This is a genomic window from Streptomyces sp. KL109B, assembly GCF_030766935.1.
Lineage (GTDB): Bacteria > Actinomycetota > Actinomycetes > Streptomycetales > Streptomycetaceae > Streptomyces.
Genome location: NZ_JASERL010000018.1, coordinates 1 through 16328, shown reverse-complemented (window position 1 = coordinate 16328; position 16328 = coordinate 1). Strand labels below are relative to the sequence as shown.

14 protein-coding genes and 1 pseudogene are annotated in these 16328 nt (G+C 69.8%); 9 read left to right on the top strand and 6 right to left on the bottom strand.

All coding sequences use genetic code 11. From position 1 onward, the window contains the following. Positions 1 to 8 precede the first annotated feature (8 nt). Positions 9 to 3140 carry an alpha-N-acetylglucosaminidase gene (locus RBJ65_RS39740; protein WP_306323501.1) on the bottom strand — a complete coding sequence of 1044 codons (3132 nt, stop codon included), beginning with the start codon at positions 3138 to 3140 and terminating at the stop codon, positions 9 to 11. 72 nt (positions 3141 to 3212) lie between these two features. On the opposite strand from RBJ65_RS39740, the gene RBJ65_RS39735 reads away from it, so the two are divergent. Beyond that, a complete protein-coding gene (locus tag RBJ65_RS39735; RefSeq protein ID WP_306323502.1) occupies positions 3213 to 3626 on the top strand; it encodes a hypothetical protein in 414 nt (137 codons plus the stop codon). A 97-nt stretch (positions 3627 to 3723) separates the two neighbouring features. Here RBJ65_RS39735 and RBJ65_RS39730 read toward each other — a convergent pair whose 3' ends face one another. From RBJ65_RS39730 to RBJ65_RS39720, 3 genes are all read right to left on the bottom strand, one after another. Then, positions 3724 to 5229 carry a DUF1996 domain-containing protein gene (locus RBJ65_RS39730; RefSeq protein ID WP_306323503.1) on the bottom strand — a complete coding sequence of 502 codons (1506 nt, stop codon included), beginning with the start codon at positions 5227 to 5229 and terminating at the stop codon, positions 3724 to 3726. A 60-nt stretch (positions 5230 to 5289) separates the two neighbouring features. After that, a complete protein-coding gene (glnII, locus tag RBJ65_RS39725; protein ID WP_306323504.1) occupies positions 5290 to 6321 on the bottom strand; it encodes a glutamine synthetase in 1032 nt (343 codons plus the stop codon). 111 nt (positions 6322 to 6432) lie between these two features. After that, positions 6433 to 6795, bottom strand: a complete 363-nt coding sequence (locus RBJ65_RS39720; RefSeq protein WP_306323505.1) for an arsenate reductase family protein — start codon at positions 6793 to 6795, stop codon at positions 6433 to 6435. Positions 6796 to 6933: 138 nt separating this feature from the next. Here RBJ65_RS39720 and RBJ65_RS39715 point away from each other — a divergent pair, with 138 nt between their 5' ends. The 6 genes from RBJ65_RS39715 to RBJ65_RS39690 all read left to right on the top strand — a co-directional run bounded on the left by RBJ65_RS39715 (position 6934) and on the right by RBJ65_RS39690 (position 12068). Then, positions 6934 to 7215, top strand: coding sequence for a hypothetical protein (locus RBJ65_RS39715; RefSeq protein ID WP_372341450.1), 282 nt, complete (start codon positions 6934 to 6936; stop codon positions 7213 to 7215). 160 nt (positions 7216 to 7375) lie between these two features. Beyond that, positions 7376 to 7873 (top strand): hypothetical protein, encoded by a 498-nt coding sequence (locus RBJ65_RS39710; protein WP_306323506.1) that lies wholly within the window; start codon positions 7376 to 7378, stop codon positions 7871 to 7873. Between the two features lie 97 nt (positions 7874 to 7970). Then, complete coding sequence (locus RBJ65_RS39705; protein WP_306323507.1) at positions 7971 to 8576, top strand: chemotaxis protein CheB; 606 nt, start codon at positions 7971 to 7973, stop codon at positions 8574 to 8576. A gap of 12 nt (positions 8577 to 8588) precedes the next feature. After that, positions 8589 to 10457, top strand: coding sequence for a CheR family methyltransferase (locus tag RBJ65_RS39700; RefSeq protein ID WP_306323508.1), 1869 nt, complete (start codon positions 8589 to 8591; stop codon positions 10455 to 10457). Between the two features lie 24 nt (positions 10458 to 10481). Beyond that, a complete protein-coding gene (locus RBJ65_RS39695) occupies positions 10482 to 11330 on the top strand; it encodes an ANTAR domain-containing protein (RefSeq protein ID WP_306323509.1) in 849 nt (282 codons plus the stop codon). Between the two features lie 12 nt (positions 11331 to 11342). After that, positions 11343 to 12068, top strand: a complete 726-nt coding sequence (locus RBJ65_RS39690) for an ANTAR domain-containing response regulator (RefSeq protein WP_306323510.1) — start codon at positions 11343 to 11345, stop codon at positions 12066 to 12068. Between the two features lie 71 nt (positions 12069 to 12139). Here RBJ65_RS39690 and RBJ65_RS39685 read toward each other — a convergent pair whose 3' ends face one another. Continuing rightward, entirely contained in the window at positions 12140 to 12655 is a 516-nt protein-coding gene (locus RBJ65_RS39685; protein WP_306323511.1) for a DUF1269 domain-containing protein, read from the bottom strand. Positions 12656 to 13110: 455 nt separating this feature from the next. On the opposite strand from RBJ65_RS39685, the pseudogene RBJ65_RS39675 reads away from it, so the two are divergent. Beyond that, positions 13111 to 13917 (top strand): annotated as a pseudogene (locus RBJ65_RS39675) (phosphorothioated DNA-binding restriction endonuclease); the annotation flags it as partial. Positions 13918 to 14065: 148 nt separating this feature from the next. On the opposite strand, the gene glnA reads toward RBJ65_RS39675, so the two are convergent. Next, positions 14066 to 15475 carry a type I glutamate--ammonia ligase gene (gene glnA / locus RBJ65_RS39670; RefSeq protein ID WP_306323512.1) on the bottom strand — a complete coding sequence of 470 codons (1410 nt, stop codon included), beginning with the start codon at positions 15473 to 15475 and terminating at the stop codon, positions 14066 to 14068. Positions 15476 to 15677: 202 nt separating this feature from the next. Between glnA and RBJ65_RS39665 the strand changes: the two genes are divergently transcribed. Then, positions 15678 to 16145, top strand: coding sequence for an RDD family protein (locus tag RBJ65_RS39665; RefSeq protein WP_306323513.1), 468 nt, complete (start codon positions 15678 to 15680; stop codon positions 16143 to 16145). The last annotated feature ends 183 nt before the right edge of the window (positions 16146 to 16328 follow it).

Sequence of the window (16328 nt, the reverse complement as noted above, 5' to 3'; positions counted from 1 at the left end):
CGGCCGGCTCAGCCCAGCTTCCACCCGCTGAACCCGACCGTCCCGCGCGCCCCGTTCCCGCCGTTCGTGGCGCTCATGAACATGCCCACGTCCTGCGCGGAGGCGAGCCGGGGTGACGGCACCGTGGCCACGGTCCGCCACGTCGCGCCGTCGTCCGTCGAGCACTCCCCGGTGTACGAGTCGCCCGCCCGGGTCAGCCGCAGCAGCACCGGCGCCTTGATCCCGGTGATCCGCTTGTACGTGTCGAGGGTGCCGTCGCCCGTGCTGTCGTAGGAGAGGACGACGCCGTTGGCGGGCGTGACCGACAGGTTCGCGAAGCCCAGCGCGGTCGAGCTGCCGATGGAGTTGCTGACCATGATTCCGGCGCGCGCCCACGGGCCCGTCACGGCCTGCGTGTCCACGCGGACGGTCGCCGACAGGCCGTCCCGGAACGCGTTCGCGCGGTAGAGCGACCCGAACTCCGTCGTGCCCTTCCACAGGTCGGCGCCGCCGCCGTCGATCGCGTACCGGTCCTCCAACTGCCCGAAGATTGCCGCGTTGTTGCTGTACGTACGCCAGAGCGCGTCGTCCAGCGGACCCGCCTCGAACAGCGTGCCCTTGTGGACGTACCGCACCCGCTCCTCACCGGCCGGGCCGTACTGGACGTCGATCGTGTACGGCAGCGGGCGCAGCGGTTCGTCGAGCGGGGTGCCCGGCGCGCTCGCCCGCCACGCCACCGTTCCCTCGCCCGCCGCCGGCACACCGTCGAGGTGGGTCGCGCCCTCGGGCTCGGCTTCGATGCCCTTGAGGTCGAAGTCGACGCGGCCGGTCGCGCGCAGCCCGTTGACGTTGCGGAACGTGGCCGCTACGCGCGCGTGCCCGCCTGGCGGGAAGGCGGGCGGTTCGGCGGCGACCTTCACCGAGCCCTGGTACGGGGCGCGGGCGAGGACGTCGCGCACCCGCGCCGCCGTCCGGTACGGGTCCCCGTACGGGCGCAGCGGATAGTCCTTGCGCTCCCGCGTCCACGGTTCCTCGAACGCGAACCAGTCGACCTTCGCCGGGTCCCGGCCCGCGGCCAGCGCGTCGGACAGTTCGTCGAGCCACTTCTGCCAGCGCGGGACGTAGAAGTCGGCCATCAGGCCGTTCCATTCGCGGTTCGCGTACTCGTGGAGGTTGCCGGGGTCGGAGGTCGCCCGGTCGCCCCACACCGTGATGAGCGTCTTCGCGCAGCGCTCGAACTCGGCGCGCTCGGTGTCGTTCGTCGCCAGGTTCCGCGCGTCCTGCACCCAAGGGCCGAGCAGGAACGCGGAGTTGGTGCCGGTGACGTCGTCCGAGAGCCGCATCAGGTTCAGCCACAGCGTCGACAGCGTCGTGAACGTGGCCCGGTCCTTGTCCGCGTACGCCGCCTTGAGCTGTGGCAGGAGCTGGCGGCTGCGGTGCGCGAGGGCCTGCCGCGTCACGTCCACGAGGTCGTACTTGTACGCCGCGCTGCGTCTCAGGTCGCCTGCCACGCGCAGCAGTCCGGTGAGCGCGGCGTCGAAGCGGGCCGGGTCGTAGGCGAGGGCGCGCGGCGCGTAGTAGGCGGCGCGGTCGGCCGACAGGTCGGGGCGGGCCGCGAACAGCGAATCGTGCGGGTCGGAGCGCTCGGTCGCCTTGTGCTGGTACGCCGTCTCGTGCAGCGCCTGCCAGGCGGCGCGGGCCCCCTTGTCGCGGCGCCCGTAGCGGAAGTCGGCATACGAGGCGAACCACGCCTCCCGGTCCAACGTCCCGTCCATCCACGCCAGTTCGGACCACAGCTCGAAGGCCGCGGGGTCCCGGTCGGTGGACTCCGGGAGGTACGCCGTACCGGAGAGCGCGCTGTTCGCCTTGTCGCGCCACGCGAAGAACTTCTGCTGCCAGATGTGCGCGCGGGCCCCGATCGTCGTACGCCCGCCGAAGTTGGGGATGGTGCCGAACGCGTACGGGGTGCCTGCCCAGTCCTTCTCGCGGTCGGTGACGGACGTGAACCGGTCGGAGACGCCGTCCACGATCAGCATCTTCTTCTTGTCGATCGCGTCGATCAGCTCGGGCAGCGGGTTCGCCTCCCAGCCGAGGATCACCCAGGTGGCGCCGGGGCGGTTCTTCTGGAGCGCCTTCTCCACGCCGCGCGCGGCGTCCGGAACCGGCACGTCGCCGGCGGTGCCGCCCTCGTGCAGCAGGTCCATCTTGAACGCGTCGATCTCGCCGAACAGGTCCCGCTGGTGGCGGTAGAACGAGGCGGCGACGTCGGCGAAGGCGCCGGTGCGCGGGTCGAGCCAGTCGGGGCGCTCGAAGCCGTGCCACACGCCCTGCGGGACGACGTGCGCGTCGCCGCCGTTGCGCTCCACGAAGCCCTTCGGCACGTGCCCGTAGTAGCCCGGCATGACCGGCTTCATGCCGAGCTCCCGCAGCCGGTCGGCGATGCGTCTGCCCAACTCGGCGCGTCTCGCGAGCAGTTCGGGGGAGAGCGGGCCGCCGTACGAGTGGAGGTTCTGCAGCAGCCACCACGCCTGGTGGGACGGGGCGGGCAGCCAGGCCCGCGCCTCCTCGTCGCTGTATTTGAAGTCCTTGAGGACGCGGTGGTAGACGGCCTCCATGCCCGCGATGACCATGACCTCGTTGCAGCCGTGCAGCGCGAGGATGTCGATCTCGCGCTCCCAGTACGACCAGTCGGCGAACGGCGCCGTATAGCCGTCGTTGGTGTCGTTCAGCGCGAAACGGTGGGGGAGCGCGGTGGCGCGCTCCAGCGTCTTCGAGGGGGCGGGGAGGCGTTCCGGCAGGTCCAGCTGGGAGCCGTTCCAGGCGATGAGGGCGCCGCACTCGTACTTCAGATACCAGTGGACCCCGGCGAGCAGCGTCGCCGGGGTCGTCCCGTACACCGTGATGCGGCCGGTCGTCCCGGTCACCCGGAAACGGTCCTCCGTGCCGTCCGCCTCCACCAGTCTGAGCCGGATCTGCTCCGCGTGGTGCGGCAGTTGACGGTTGAGTGCCGCACGGGCCGCGGCCGTATCAAGAGCAGTCGGCGCGCTCGCGGCCGTGGCCGGCGGGGCCGCCTGAGCGGCGGGAGCGCCGACCCCCAGGGCCGTGCCGAGGCCGACGGCGGCCGTCGTGCCGAGAACAGTGCGTCGCGATGGTGCGGACATACGTGTACCCCCCTTGCGTCGCGGTTGGTGCGGCGCACGGTAGCAACGGAACGTACGGGACAGGAGAGCGCAATGAGGCAAATGCTGGTGAAGACGGTTGTTCTGCTCGTGGCCGGGGCCGCGACCGTGGCCGGATGCGGCTCGGGCGGCTCCGCCGGGGGCCCGGAGGACGACGCGCCGAAGATCCCCCGTACGGCCTCCGGAAGCCTGGAACACCTCGCGAAGGAGGCGGGCTGCCGCCCCGACATCCAGACCGACGCAGCCGACCTCCGGCAGGCCAACTGCGGTACGGGGAAGGGGCGTTACGTCCTCGCCACCTTCACCACCGACAAGGGCCAGGCCGAGTGGTTCGACCAGGCCAACGACTACGGCGGCGTCTACCTCGTCGGCCCGAAGTGGATCGCGGTCGGCGGCGCCGACCGGCTCACGGAGCTGCGCGGCCGGCTCGGCGGGACCCTGGAGAGGCCGGCCTCGTCGCACCACTAGGGGAGCAGTGGTGGTGGGGGACACGAGGACGGCGCGCTCTCCCGGCACGGGGGTCGCCGCTGAGCCGGCCGCGCAGCGGCCGGGAAGGGGCGATCGCTCAGTCGCAGCGGTCGCCCTTGTTGATGCAGTCCACGACCTTCCGCATGGTCCGGTCGTCGAAGACGTTGATGAAGTCGTCATGATCCGTGATCGGCTTGTGCAGCTGCTCGGGGAAGCCGTCGACCGCGAACGGGTTCTGCACCTGGCCGTTCTCGACCGTCGGAGCCTGCACGTCGTACACCAGGCGCATCTTCAGCTGCGGGATGGCCTTGAAGTTCTGCGGGCAGTTGCCGGCCTGGTCGGCGAATGCCACATGTGTGCGATGGTTGGCGCTGTCAATGTTCTGCCCGTCCCAGCAACTCTGGAACGCGAAACTGCGCACGACCTTGGAACCTTCGGGGCACAGCGGGTACTTGTCCGTCAATTGACGGTCCTCGAAGCCGGTGCAGCTCCAGTGCGCGTTGGCGTTCGCGGTGCCGTTGGTGAAGGCCTTGGCGTCGCCGGTGATGACGCGCAGGAACTTCGGCATCGCGACGACCTTGCCCAGCGGGTTCCCGGCGAACTTGATGCTCGCCTTCTCGGCCCGGAGGATCTTTCCTACGTTCCCCTCCTTGCCGCCGCCGTCCTTGTCGGCGTCGAAGTCCGACGAGCCGTCCTGGACGCGCAGCACCGGCCAGTAGTACGTCGACTTGTCGCCCTGGTTCTGGCAGCTGGTGTCGGCGTTCGCCAGGTCGTCGTTGCTGGAGAAGGCGTCGTTGTCCTGGTTGCCGACGTAGTCGTGCAGGTGGTGCGCGCCGTTGCTGACTCCGGGCGCGACGATGAGGTTGTCGGTGTTGAACTTCTTGTTGTCGTTCACGCCGCAGCGGGTGGTGAAGGTGCCGGTGGAGGCGTCCGCGCCGCGCCGCGGCTTCTGGACGTTGGGCTGGACCTTGGTGATGTCGGCGAAGTCGTCGGCGACGGGGCCGTTTCCGGCCTGACCGCCGTTTCCGGCCTGACCGTCGTCACCCGGCTGTTGCGGTGGCTGCGTCTGCTGACCGCCGTTGTCCTCCGGCGGCTTGGCGGTGCACTGGGCCATGCCGCTCATACCGTCGGGGGCCTGCCCGCCGCGGCGCTCCATGTCCTGGCGGATGCGGTCGAGGACGGTGGCCCGGTCCTTCTCCAGCGGATCCATGATGCTGTTGCGCACGAACCGCGGATCCTTCGCGGCCGCGTCCCGCGACGAGGCGAGCCGCTGGTAGGCCTGGGTGATCTGGCTGTCCAGCGTGGCGAGTTCGCCGTCGACCTGTTCGCGCGCGCCGTCCGGCACGTCGTCGAGCCGCGTACCGACGTCCGGGCAGTCGATGGTGGCCACTTGCCGCGCCTGCTGAGCCGGCTGTTGTGACGACGGCTGCTGTGTCTGTTGTTGCGCCCCGCTGCCCGCGTCCTGTCCGCCGGCGGAGTCCTCGTGGGCCGACGCGTACACGTTGACCGCGACCAGCCCACCTCCACCCAGGAGGAGTGCGGCCGACGCGATGGTCATGCGCGTCGCCAGCGATGAGCGCCGTTTCCGTGAGGTGCGTCCCATGGGGCTACGTACGCAACGGGGGCCGATCGCGTTCAATCGGCCCCCGGGAAACGCGAATCGTCAGACCTGGCCGGCCTTCTCCAGCGCGGCGCAGCAGGTGTCGACGAGCAGCCGGGTCACGACGTACGGGTCGACGTTGGCGTTCGGGCGGCGGTCCTCGATGTAGCCCTTGCGGTCCCGCTCGACCTGCCACGGGATGCGGACCGATGCGCCGCGGTCCGAGACGCCGTACTTGTACTCGTCCCACGGGGCGGTCTCGTGCAGACCGGTGAGGCGGTCGTCGATGCCGGCGCCGTAGTTCTTCACGTGGTCGAGCGGCTTCGAGCCCTCGCCGAGCGACTCGCACGCGGTGATGATCGCGTCGTAGCCCTCGCGCATCGCCTTCGTGGAGAAGTTGGTGTGCGCGCCCGCGCCGTTCCAGTCGCCCTTGACCGGCTTCGGGTCGAGGGTCGCGGAGACGTTGAAGTCCTCGGCGGTTCGGTACAGCAGCCAGCGGGCGATCCACAGCTGGTCGGAGACCTCCAGCGGGCCCACCGGGCCGACCTGGAACTCCCACTGTCCCGGCATGACCTCGGCGTTGATGCCGGAGATCGCGAGACCGGCCTTCAGGCAGTTCTCCAGGTGCGCCTCGACGATGTCACGGCCGTGGATCTCGTCCGTGCCGACGCCGCAGTAGTAGCCGCCCTGCGCGGCGGGGAAGCCGCCGACCGGGAAGCCGAGCGGGCGGTCGCCCTCGAAGAACGTGTACTCCTGCTCGATGCCGAAGATCGACTCCTGGGAGCCGTACCGCTCCGCGACCTCGGCGAGCGCGGCACGCGTGTTGGAGGCGTGCGGCGTCATGTCGATGTTCAGGACCTCGCACATGACGAGGATGTCGTCGCCGCCACGGATCGGGTCCGGGTACTGGGCGACCGGCTTCAGCACGAGGTCGGAGGCGTGCCCCTCGGCCTGGTTGGTGGAGGACCCGTCGAAGCCCCAGAGGGGAAGCGTGTCCACACCCTGCGGGGCGCCCGCCATCACCTTCGTCTTGGAACGGAGCTTGGCCGTCGGCTGGGTGCCGTCGGTCCATATGTACTCGGCCTTGAAGGTCACGGGGGCCACATCCTCATTCACGGTTCACGCGGGTGTCGAACTGCCGGGAACCTTGTCACCAGGGCATTTCTCGACCGTTGCTCGTATGTGAACCCCGTGTTACCTGAACGGTCAGCCGCGCCCCATCGCGTCCCGCACCGCTTCCTCGCTGCGCCCCACGACCGCCGTGCCGTCCTCGGCCGTGATGATCGGGCGCTGGATCAGCTTCGGGTGGGCGGAGAGCGCCTCGATCCACCGCTCCCGGCCGTCCGCGTCGCGCGCCCAGTCCTTCAGGCCGAGCTCCTTCGCGTCGGCCTCCTGGGTGCGGGTGATGTCCCACGGTTCGAGCCCGAGCCGGTCGAGCACGGCGCGGATCTCGTCGGGGGTCGGTACGTCCTCCAGGTAACGGCGCACCGTGTAGTCGGCGCCCTCCGCGTCGAGCAGCGAGAGCGCGCTGCGGCACTTCGAACAGGCCGGGTTGATCCAGATCTCCATGGGGTCAACGGTACGCCAGTCAAGCCGTGCGGTGACCCCTCAAGTCCGTTCTGGCCAGCGGCTTTTGTCAGTGGTCGGCAGTAGAATAGAAGCAGTGTTCGAGGGCTACGGGGGCCCTTGGACGTCCGCGACAGGAGGATGCCTGTGCCCGCTGCCGCCGCTCCGATGCTGCTCGACCTGCCGTATACGCCACTCGCGAAGAGGCCACTGCCCGCGGGCCGGCCCCGCGACTGGTACATCACCCACAACCGCCGCCTGAAGGCCATGCGCCTGGCGATAGCCCTGCTCGACTCCGGCGTCTACCTCCCCAACCAGGCCCACAACCGCAAGATCCGCGCCACGGCCGAACTGGTCGGCATCCACCCACCGTCCGACACGACGTGCCACATGGTCCGCGCCCTGATGCGCTACAGCCGCTGACCACATCGAGCCCCGCCGGCGATCGAGGCGCGGGGTCCGGGGCAGCGCCCCGCGACCCCGCGGGACCGGTCACCTGTCTGGCGCCCTTGGCATGCGGCCCGCCACGCCCCACCGTTGACTGGAGCGACCTGCAGTGGCGGTCGAGCGGAGGTGTCGGGCGATGGCGAACGTACGACGAGGTGCGCGAGGCGTACGAGCGGTGGGCGCGGCCCTGTGCGCGGCGGCCCTGACCGTGGCCGCGGCCGGCTGCTCCGACGACGGCGACAGCCCCTCCGGCGCCGCGTCGAAGGCCGCGTCCGCCGCCTCGTCGGCCGCGTCGAAGGCCTCGGACGTGGTGGCGTCGGCGACCGCGGAGGCGCAGAAGAAGTTCGACGACTTCAAGGACGGCGTCGACGCCAAGGGCGACGTGAAGCTCGGCGACGTGGACAACGACGGCAAGCGCGCCACGGTCCCCGTCACCGTCGGCAACAGCACCACGGACACCAAGTCGTACATCGTCGAGGTCGACTTCAAGAACGGCGACGGCAAGCTCGTCGACACCGTCGTCCTGAACGTGAACGACGTGCCGGGCGACGCCACCAAGGACGCCACCGCCCGCAGCACCCACTCCCTCGACGGCGACGTCACCGCCGACGTCTCCCGCGCCCTGCGGCATTGACCGACCCGGCGCCCCGCGCCCACGCTCGCGCCCCGCGTGTGACGCTCACGCATGACGTCATGGCCGTATCCACCGGGAACCGCATAAGCTCGACACCGTGCCGTCCCGACGAAGCGCCGACCGGACCGACGACCAGTTCAGCGTCGTCGCCGTCGCCGCGTCCGCGGGTGGCGTCCACGCCCTGGCCACGCTCCTGAGCGGACTCGACGTCGACCTGCCCGTGCCGGTCCTCGTCGTCCAGCACCTGGACCCGCGCCACCGCACCGTCCTCGCCGAGATCCTCGGCCGCCGCACCACCCTCACCGTCAAACTCGCCGAACAGGACGAACGGGCGCTCCCCGGCACCGTCTACATCGCCCCGCCCGACCGCCACCTCCTCGTCGGCCAGGACGGCGTCCTCACGCTCTCGCGCAGCGAACTCGTCCACTTCCTGCGCCCCTCCGCCGACCTGCTCTTCGAGTCCGTCGCCGGGGCGTACGGCGCGGGAGCGATCGCCGTCGTCCTGGCGGGCACGGGAAACGACGGAGCCATGGGTGTCGACGCCGTGAAGTCCCAGGGCGGTACCGTGATCGCCCAGGATCCCGAGACCGCGGAGTTCCGGGGCATGCCGGATGCCGCGGCGGGTACGGGGACAGTGGACTTCGTACTGCCCCTGGAGGAGATCTCCACGGTCCTCCGTGGACTTGTCGACACCAAGCAGTAAGTAGGGGAACCGATGGCCGAGGCGCGGCGTGACGTAGAGACCGACGAGGAGCTGGAGGAACTGCTCCGCTTCCTCAGGGACGCCCGCGGATTCGACTTCACCGGCTACAAGCGCTCCTCGCTCGGCCGCCGCATCCGCAAGCGCATGGCCGACATCGGCATCGACTCGTACGCCGAGTACCGCGACCAACTGGAGACGAACGCCGATGAATTCGGCGCCCTCTTCAACACCATCCTCATCAACGTCACCTCCATCTTCCGCGACACGGACGCCTGGACGTACCTCCAGCGCGAGGTGATCCCGGAAATCCTCGCGGAGCACGACTCCGAGGACGAGATCCGGGTGTGGAGCGCGGGCTGCTCCAGCGGCGAGGAGGCGTACTCGCTGGCCATCATGTTCGCCGAGGCCCTCGGCATCGAGGAGACCATCTCCCGCGTCAAGGTCTACGGCACCGACGTCGACGACGAGGCACTGCGCGACGCCCGCTCCGGCCTCTACACCGCCAAGTCCCTGGAACCGCTCACCGCGGAGCTGCGCGACAAGTACTTCGAGCAGAACGGCTCGCAGTTCAGCTTCCGCGCCGACCTGCGCCGCCGCGTCATCTTCGGCCGCCACGACATCACCCGCGACGCCCCCATCTCCCGCCTCGACCTGCTGGTCTGCCGCAACACCCTGATGTATTTCAACGTGGAGGCGCAGACCCAGATCATCGACCGGTACCACTTCGCGCTGCGCGAGGGCGGCTTCCTCTTCCTCGGCAAGGCCGAGATGCTGCTCAACGACGCGGACCGGTTCGACGTCGTCAGCATGCGCCAGCGCATCTTCCGCCGCCGGCCGGGCAACGCGTCGGCGACCTACCAGCCGACCCCGGTCAAGCTGCGCACCACCCCGGGCGGGGAGTTGCAGAGCCTGGCCCGCAACCGCCAGCTGCGCGATCTGATCCTGGACGCCACGGCCGGCGCCGCCCTCGCCGTGGACGCCGAGGGCAGCGTGATCCTCATCAACAACCACGCGCGCGTCCAGTTCGGCCTCACCGTCAACGACGTGGGACGCCCCTTCCAGGACCTGGAGATCTCCTACCGGCCCGTGGAGCTGCGCTCCCTGATCGACCAGGCCACGCACGAGCGCCGCACCCTGCGGGTCAACGGGGCGGAGCGCAGGGTCGGCGACGACGTCCAGTACTTCGACATCGTCGTGCAACCGCTCGTCGGCGCCGACAGCGCGCCCGCCGCCACGAACATCACCTTCACCGACGTCACGGTGTCGACCCAGCTCAAGGCCGAGGTCAAGCGCGTACGGGAAGACCTGGAGACCGCCTACGAGGAACTCCAGTCCACGAACGAGGAGTTGGAGACCACGAACGAGGAACTCCAGTCCTCGATCGAGGAGTTGGAGACGACCAACGAAGAGCTCCAGTCCACGAACGAGGAGTTGGAGACGACCAACGAGGAACTCCAGTCCGGCAACGAGGAACTGGAGACCATGAACGACGAGATGCGCATCCGCAGCGACGAACTCGACGAGACCCGCGCGTTCCTGGAGGGCGTCCTCACCTCCATCGCGGCCGGCGTCGTCGTCCTCGACAAGGACCTGAAGGTCAAGAGCTGGAACCGCGGCACCACCGACCTGTGGGGGCTGCGCCAGGACGAAGTGCTCGACCACGCCTTCTTCGAGCTCGACTTCGGCCTGCCCACCCAGGCGCTGCGGCAGGCCGTGGACAACTGCCTCAAGACCCGCACGCGCGGCGCCCCGGTGGTGCTCGCCGCCGTCAACCGCCTCGGCCGCAGCATCAATTGCACCGTGCACTGCAGCCCGTTCGACGGTCACCGCGGCGGCGTCGTGCTACTGATGGAAGAAGGCAGGACCAACGACGCGGCCTGACCCCGTGGGCGTAATGTGGAGGGCATGAGCCTCGGCGGCAGTTCGGCGGAAGGAGCCGAAGCTGTCTGGCAGCGGGCGGCCCGCGCGCGGGAGCGCGTCGACCGCGAGCTGGCCCTTGTGCGCAAGTACGAGGTGCTCGCCCAGCGCACCGGGAGTGCCGTGTACTTCCGCATCGGGCACATCCACCGGACGAGCGCGTCGCGCCACGAGGTGACCGCACGGCTCCTGGAGTCCTACGCCCGTCGCTCGGCGGAGTGGGCGGACACGGGAGGGCGGCCGCCGCTGTTCATGACCGGGGTCGCGGAGGCGTGCGGATCGGGCAGCGCCGCCGTCACCCTCGTCGACTCCGAGCGGAACCAGATCGCGTCCGCCGCCTCCGACGGGCCCTCGTGCGCCGCCCAGGAACTGGAGTACGTGCTCGGCGAGGGCCCCGCGCGCGACGCCGTACGGGAGAGCCGCACGGTCGTCGCGGGAGGCAGCGGCCTGACGCGGCGCTGGCCCGGCTACGGTCCGGCCGTCGTAGGGCTCGGAATCGGCCAGCTCGTCGCCGTTCCCCTGGAGACCGGCGACGGATGCATCGGCGCGCTGGCCGCCTTCGGAGTGGGCGGGGACACCAGGTCGGCCGCGACCGTCGTCCAGGTCGCCGACTCCCTGACCCGCAATGTTTTCCTCGGCGTGGACGCGGTACCCGGCTTGTTCGGAGGAATCGACTACCGTGCCGAGGTCCACCAGGCAGCGGGCATGGTGGCAGTGCAACTCGGCTGCCGCATACCGGACGCGCTGGAACTGGTCAAAGTACGCGCCTTCGTGGACAGTCGCCCCCTGGGCGACGTCGCCCGGGATATCGTCCATGGACGACTCCAACTCGGCTGAGAGGTCTGCACCGTGACACTGCGGGAGCAGGAAGTCGCCGCGGTATTCGCTCAGTTGACGGGCGGAGCCGCGCGTGACCCGTTGGACACCCCATCCCTGCTGGCCACCCTCGCCGAAGGGGGCAGGAGGCTGTTCCACGCGCGCGGCGCGAAGGTGGGATACGTTCCCGGCGGCCGCTCGCCCGTCCTCACCGGCGGCACCGACGCCGCGCTCGGCGCGCTCGCCGCCGACGCCGCCCGCTGGGGCGAGGGCGCCGGCTACGACGCCCGTACGACGGGCTGCGCCCTCGTGGACGTCGATGTGACCGCGCGCTCCGCGCAACTGCGGTGGCCGCGCTGGTCCGCGCGCGCCAGGGCCCTCGGCTTCGGCCGGGCCACCGCGCTGCCGCTGCACGGCAGGGACGGCGAGATCGGCTCGCTGGTCCTGTTCACCGCCGCGGACAAACCGCTGGACGAGGGGGACCTCGCGCTGGTCCAGGGGTTCGCCGAGGTGGCGGGACACACCCTCGCCCTGCAACGCGAACTGAGCGAAAGCCGGGTCCTCACGGGCCAGTTGGAGCACGCGCTGTCCAGCCGCGTCGTCGTCGAACAGGCCAAGGGCATCCTCGCCGCGCGCCACGGCCTGTCCCTCGACGAAGCGTTCTCCGGTCTGCGCAGCTACGCACGTTCCCACCGCCGCAAGCTCGCGGACGTGGCCCGCGAGGTCACCGAGGGGCGAACGGAACTCCTCGCCCGCTGACACACGAGAACGGCCGCCCCGGTCGGTGTTCGTACCCGGGACGGCCGCGATACTGCTGACGCTCGTACCTGTTACGCGGAGGCGGCCTGCGCCTTCGCCTGCCCCTCCTGCAACATCTCGCGCAGCGCTTCCTCGTCGTCGCCGCTCAGCGACGTCTGCACCAGCTGGCCGCCGTACGTGGCGATCTCCGGTACGACCTTGTCGCGGGCGGCCTGCTTGACGAGCACGAACAGCGCGGCGGCACCCGGCCGCAGGTTCTGGCTGAGCTCCTTCATGAAGTTGTCGTTGATCCCGGTGTCCGTGACGGCCCCACCGGCGGCCCCGGAAGCGGCACCCACGGCGGCGCCGAGGAACGGCACCAGGAACAGCATCCCGATGACCGTGCCCCACAGCGCACCACCGGTGGCGCCCATCGCGGTGTGGTTCACGGCCTGGTGCAGCTTGATCTTCCCGTCGGACTCCCGCCGCTCGACGACGACGATGTCCTCCAGCTCGACCAGGTGCTCCTTCGACATCTGCAGGAGCCGCTCGCGGACCTGGTTGGCGGTCGCGAGGTCGTTATAGGCGACGACGAACAAATTGCTCATGACGGCACTCCTCCGAGGCTTGTCAGCGTGTGCGGCTTGCCCGAGTTTAGGACGATTGCCCGTTTCTTGCCCGCCGAGCCTCACGCGCCCCTGACACACCCGCACCCGGACCAGCGCGCGTCCACCACACGGAGCGCGAACGCCGCTTCAAGCGGGCCCGCGGTACGTCTACGATCAGCCGCCATGGACTGGCTGGAGAGAGTCGCGAAGCTGAGGCAGTGGACCAGGAGCGGGACCCGCGCCCCGCACAAGCCGCTGCTGCTTCTGTACGCCCTAGGGCCCTTCTGACGGATCTTGCCGGAGTCGCGGGCCCTGGCACGCACATCTGCGGCGTTGTCGTCGGTTGCCGACGCTCCGCGTCGACGCCCTCCTCCGCCTTGCAGCTGCACGCCCCAGACCCCGCTCGCGGAGCCGAATGACGCGGCCTCCCGCATCCAGCCTGATCCGTCAGAAGGGCCCTCGGCCGGTTCCAGGAGGACGCCGACGCCGGCCTGCGCTACACCGCGGTCGAGCGGGACCTGCAACGCCTGCTCGCCGAATACGGCCCGCCCCACAAGACGACGCCCGCCTATCCGTTCCACCACCTGGTCAGCGACGGCGTATGGGAACTGCATACCGACCACGGGCCCGGCAGCCCCGGAAGCGGCGTACGCACCCTCCGGGAGACGGGCGCCACCGGACAGCTCGCCCCGGCCCTACGAGCGGCGCTGCGACGCGACCCCCAACTGATCGGCAACATGGCGCGCCTACTGCTCGACTCGCACTTCCCTCCCTCCCTGCACGGCGACCTGTGCGAAGCCGTCGGCCTGGAACTGGAATCGGCGGATGCCACGCAGCTCGTACCGACGGGCAGACGACGGAGCCGAAGAATGCGGGAACTGGTACTGACCGCCTACGAGTACCGGTGCGCCTTCTGCGGATACGACGGCAGGATCGGCGTGGTGCCCGTCGGTCTTGAGGCAGCTCACGTGCGCTGGTGGGCGTTCGGCGGCCCCGACGACATCGACAACGGGCTGTGCCTCTGCTCGCTGCACCACAAACTCTTCGACAAGGGCGTCCTCGGCGTAGGAGAGGACCAACGCATCCTGGTCTCCCAGCACTTCGTCGGCCACAGCTCCGCTGCCCGCGCACACGTGACAGCACTCGCCGGCCGCCCCCTCGTAGGCCCACAGCCCGCCGCACCCCCGGTCGCCGCGTCCCACCGCACCTGGCACACCCACCAGGTCTTCCACGGCGAACCGCGCGCCACCCCGGCTACCTGACCGCCTCCGCCGACGGGTCCCTGGGACCGCACCCCGATCGCCACCCACAGAAAGGGCCGTCGGCCGTGTCTTCCAGGAGCGGAAGAACACGGCCGACGGCCCACAGGCGACCCAGGGGAGCGGGAACCCGCTCTGACCTGCGCCGTTCTTAGATGTCGAAGTACAGCTCGAACTCGTGCGGGTGCGGGCGCAGCTGGATCGGGGCGATCTCGTTCGTGCGCTTGTAGTCGATCCACGTCTCGATCAGGTCGGACGTGAAGACGCCGCCCGCCTGGAGGTACTCGTTGTCCGCCTCGAGGGCGTCGAGGACCGCGGGGAGGGAGGTCGGGACCTGCTGGACGTTGGCGTGCTCCTCGGGAGCCAGCTCGTAGAGGTCCTTGTCGATCGGCTCGGCCGGCTCGATCTTGTTCTTGACGCCGTCGAGGCCCGCCATGAGGAGCGCCGAGAAGGCGAGGTACGGGTTCGAGGACGGGTCCGGCGCGCGGAACTCGACGCGCTTGGCCTTCGGGTTCGAGCCCGTGATCGGGATACGCATGGCCGCGGAGCGGTTGCGCTGCGAGTAGACCATGTTGACCGGGGCCTCGAAGCCGGGGACCAGGCGGTGGTACGAGTTCACCGTCGGGTTGGTGAAGGCGAGCAGCGACGGGGCGTGCTTGAGGATGCCGCCGATGTAGTAGCGGGCGGTGTCCGAGAGGCCCGCGTAGCCCTGCTCGTCGTAGAAGAGGGGCTCGCCACCGTTCCAGAGGGACTGGTGGACGTGCATGCCGGAGCCGTTGTCGCCGAAGATCGGCTTCGGCATGAAGGTCGCCGTCTTGTTGTTGCGCCACGCGACGTTCTTCACGATGTACTTGAAGAGCATCAGGTCGTCGGCGGCGGCGAGGAGGGTGTTGAACTTGTAGTTGATTTCCGCCTGGCCGGCCGTGCCGACCTCGTGGTGCTGGCGCTCGACCTTGAGGCCGGCCTTGTCCAGCTCGAGGGAGATCTCGGCGCGCAGGTCGGCGAAGTGGTCGACCGGCGGGGCCGGGAAGTAACCGCCCTTGTAGCGGACCTTGTAGCCGCGGTTGTTCTCGACGGCGCCGGTGTTCCAGGCGCCCGCCTCGGAGTCGATCTCGTAGACCGAGCGGTTCGCGGAGGTCTCGAAGCGCACCGAGTCGAAGACGTAGAACTCGGCCTCGGGGCCGAAGAACGCGGTGTCGGCGATGCCGGTGGAGGCGAGGTACGCCTCGGCCTTCTTCGCCACGTTGCGCGGGTCGCGGGAGTACTGCTCGCCCGTGATCGGGTCGTGGATGAAGAAGTTGACGTTCAGGGTCTTGTCGCGGCGGAAGGGGTCCACGCGGGCCGTCGACAGATCCGCGCGCAGCGCCATGTCGGACTCGTGGATCGCCTGGAAGCCGCGGATCGACGAGCCGTCGAAGGCGAGCTCCTCCGCCGGGTCGAACGCCTCCGCCGGCACCGTGAAGTGCTGCATCACACCCGGCAGGTCGCAGAAGCGGACGTCTACGAACTTGACGTCCTCGTCCGCGAGGAATTTCTTGGCGTCATCGGCGTTCTGGAACATCCAACTCCTCCTACTCCCACACCCTGGGGAGGGGCGGGGTTGCAGCTCTTGGCAGCTTGAGCGCGCGGCCAGTGCGGTGGTACACGCTGAGGCCCGACGATATGCAGGCGTGATTTCTCAAGCATGACCCATTTGTTTCGCCCAAGTTAACCGGAGCGGGGGTCAAGGCGGTGTCAGGCGCGGGGCGCAGTACCGTGGACGCGTGGACAACAGGGAAGCAATGGGATCGTGGCTGTCCGGGCCTCGAGAGGCCATGGAACAGGCGGGTGCCGACTTCGGCTACCGCGGACAGCAGCTCGGTCTGCCGGAGCACGGACCCGGCTCCATCGCGCGCCCCGGCCGCCGTATCGGGGCCATCGTCGTCGACTGGGCGCTGTGCATGCTGATCGCATACGGCCTGGTCACGCACGGCTACAACCAGGCGACGGGGAACTGGGCGCTGCTGATTTTCTTCGTGCTGAGCGTGCTCACGGTGGGGACGATCGGCTGCACGCCGGGCAAGCGGCTCTTCGGTCTGCGGGTCGTCGCCGAGGGGGGTGGCCGGATCGGGCTCGGGCGGGTTCTGGCCCGCTCCGTGCTGCTGTGCGTGGCGATCCCGGCCCTCATCTGGGACCGCGACGGCCGCGGCCTGCACGACCGGGTGGCGAAGTCGATCGAGGTTCGCATCTGACAGGCGTACAGGACACGCGTACAGGACACGCGTACAAGACGGGCGTACAAAGACGAGTGGCGGGCCCGCACCCCCGCAACGTCCCTCGCGCCACCCGCTCTTAGCGGGAGAGAGAGCGCCTGGCCCCCCGCCCCCGCTCCCTCCGCCCTCTATACCCTCGTCCGCCGCGCGCCTGCGCACAGC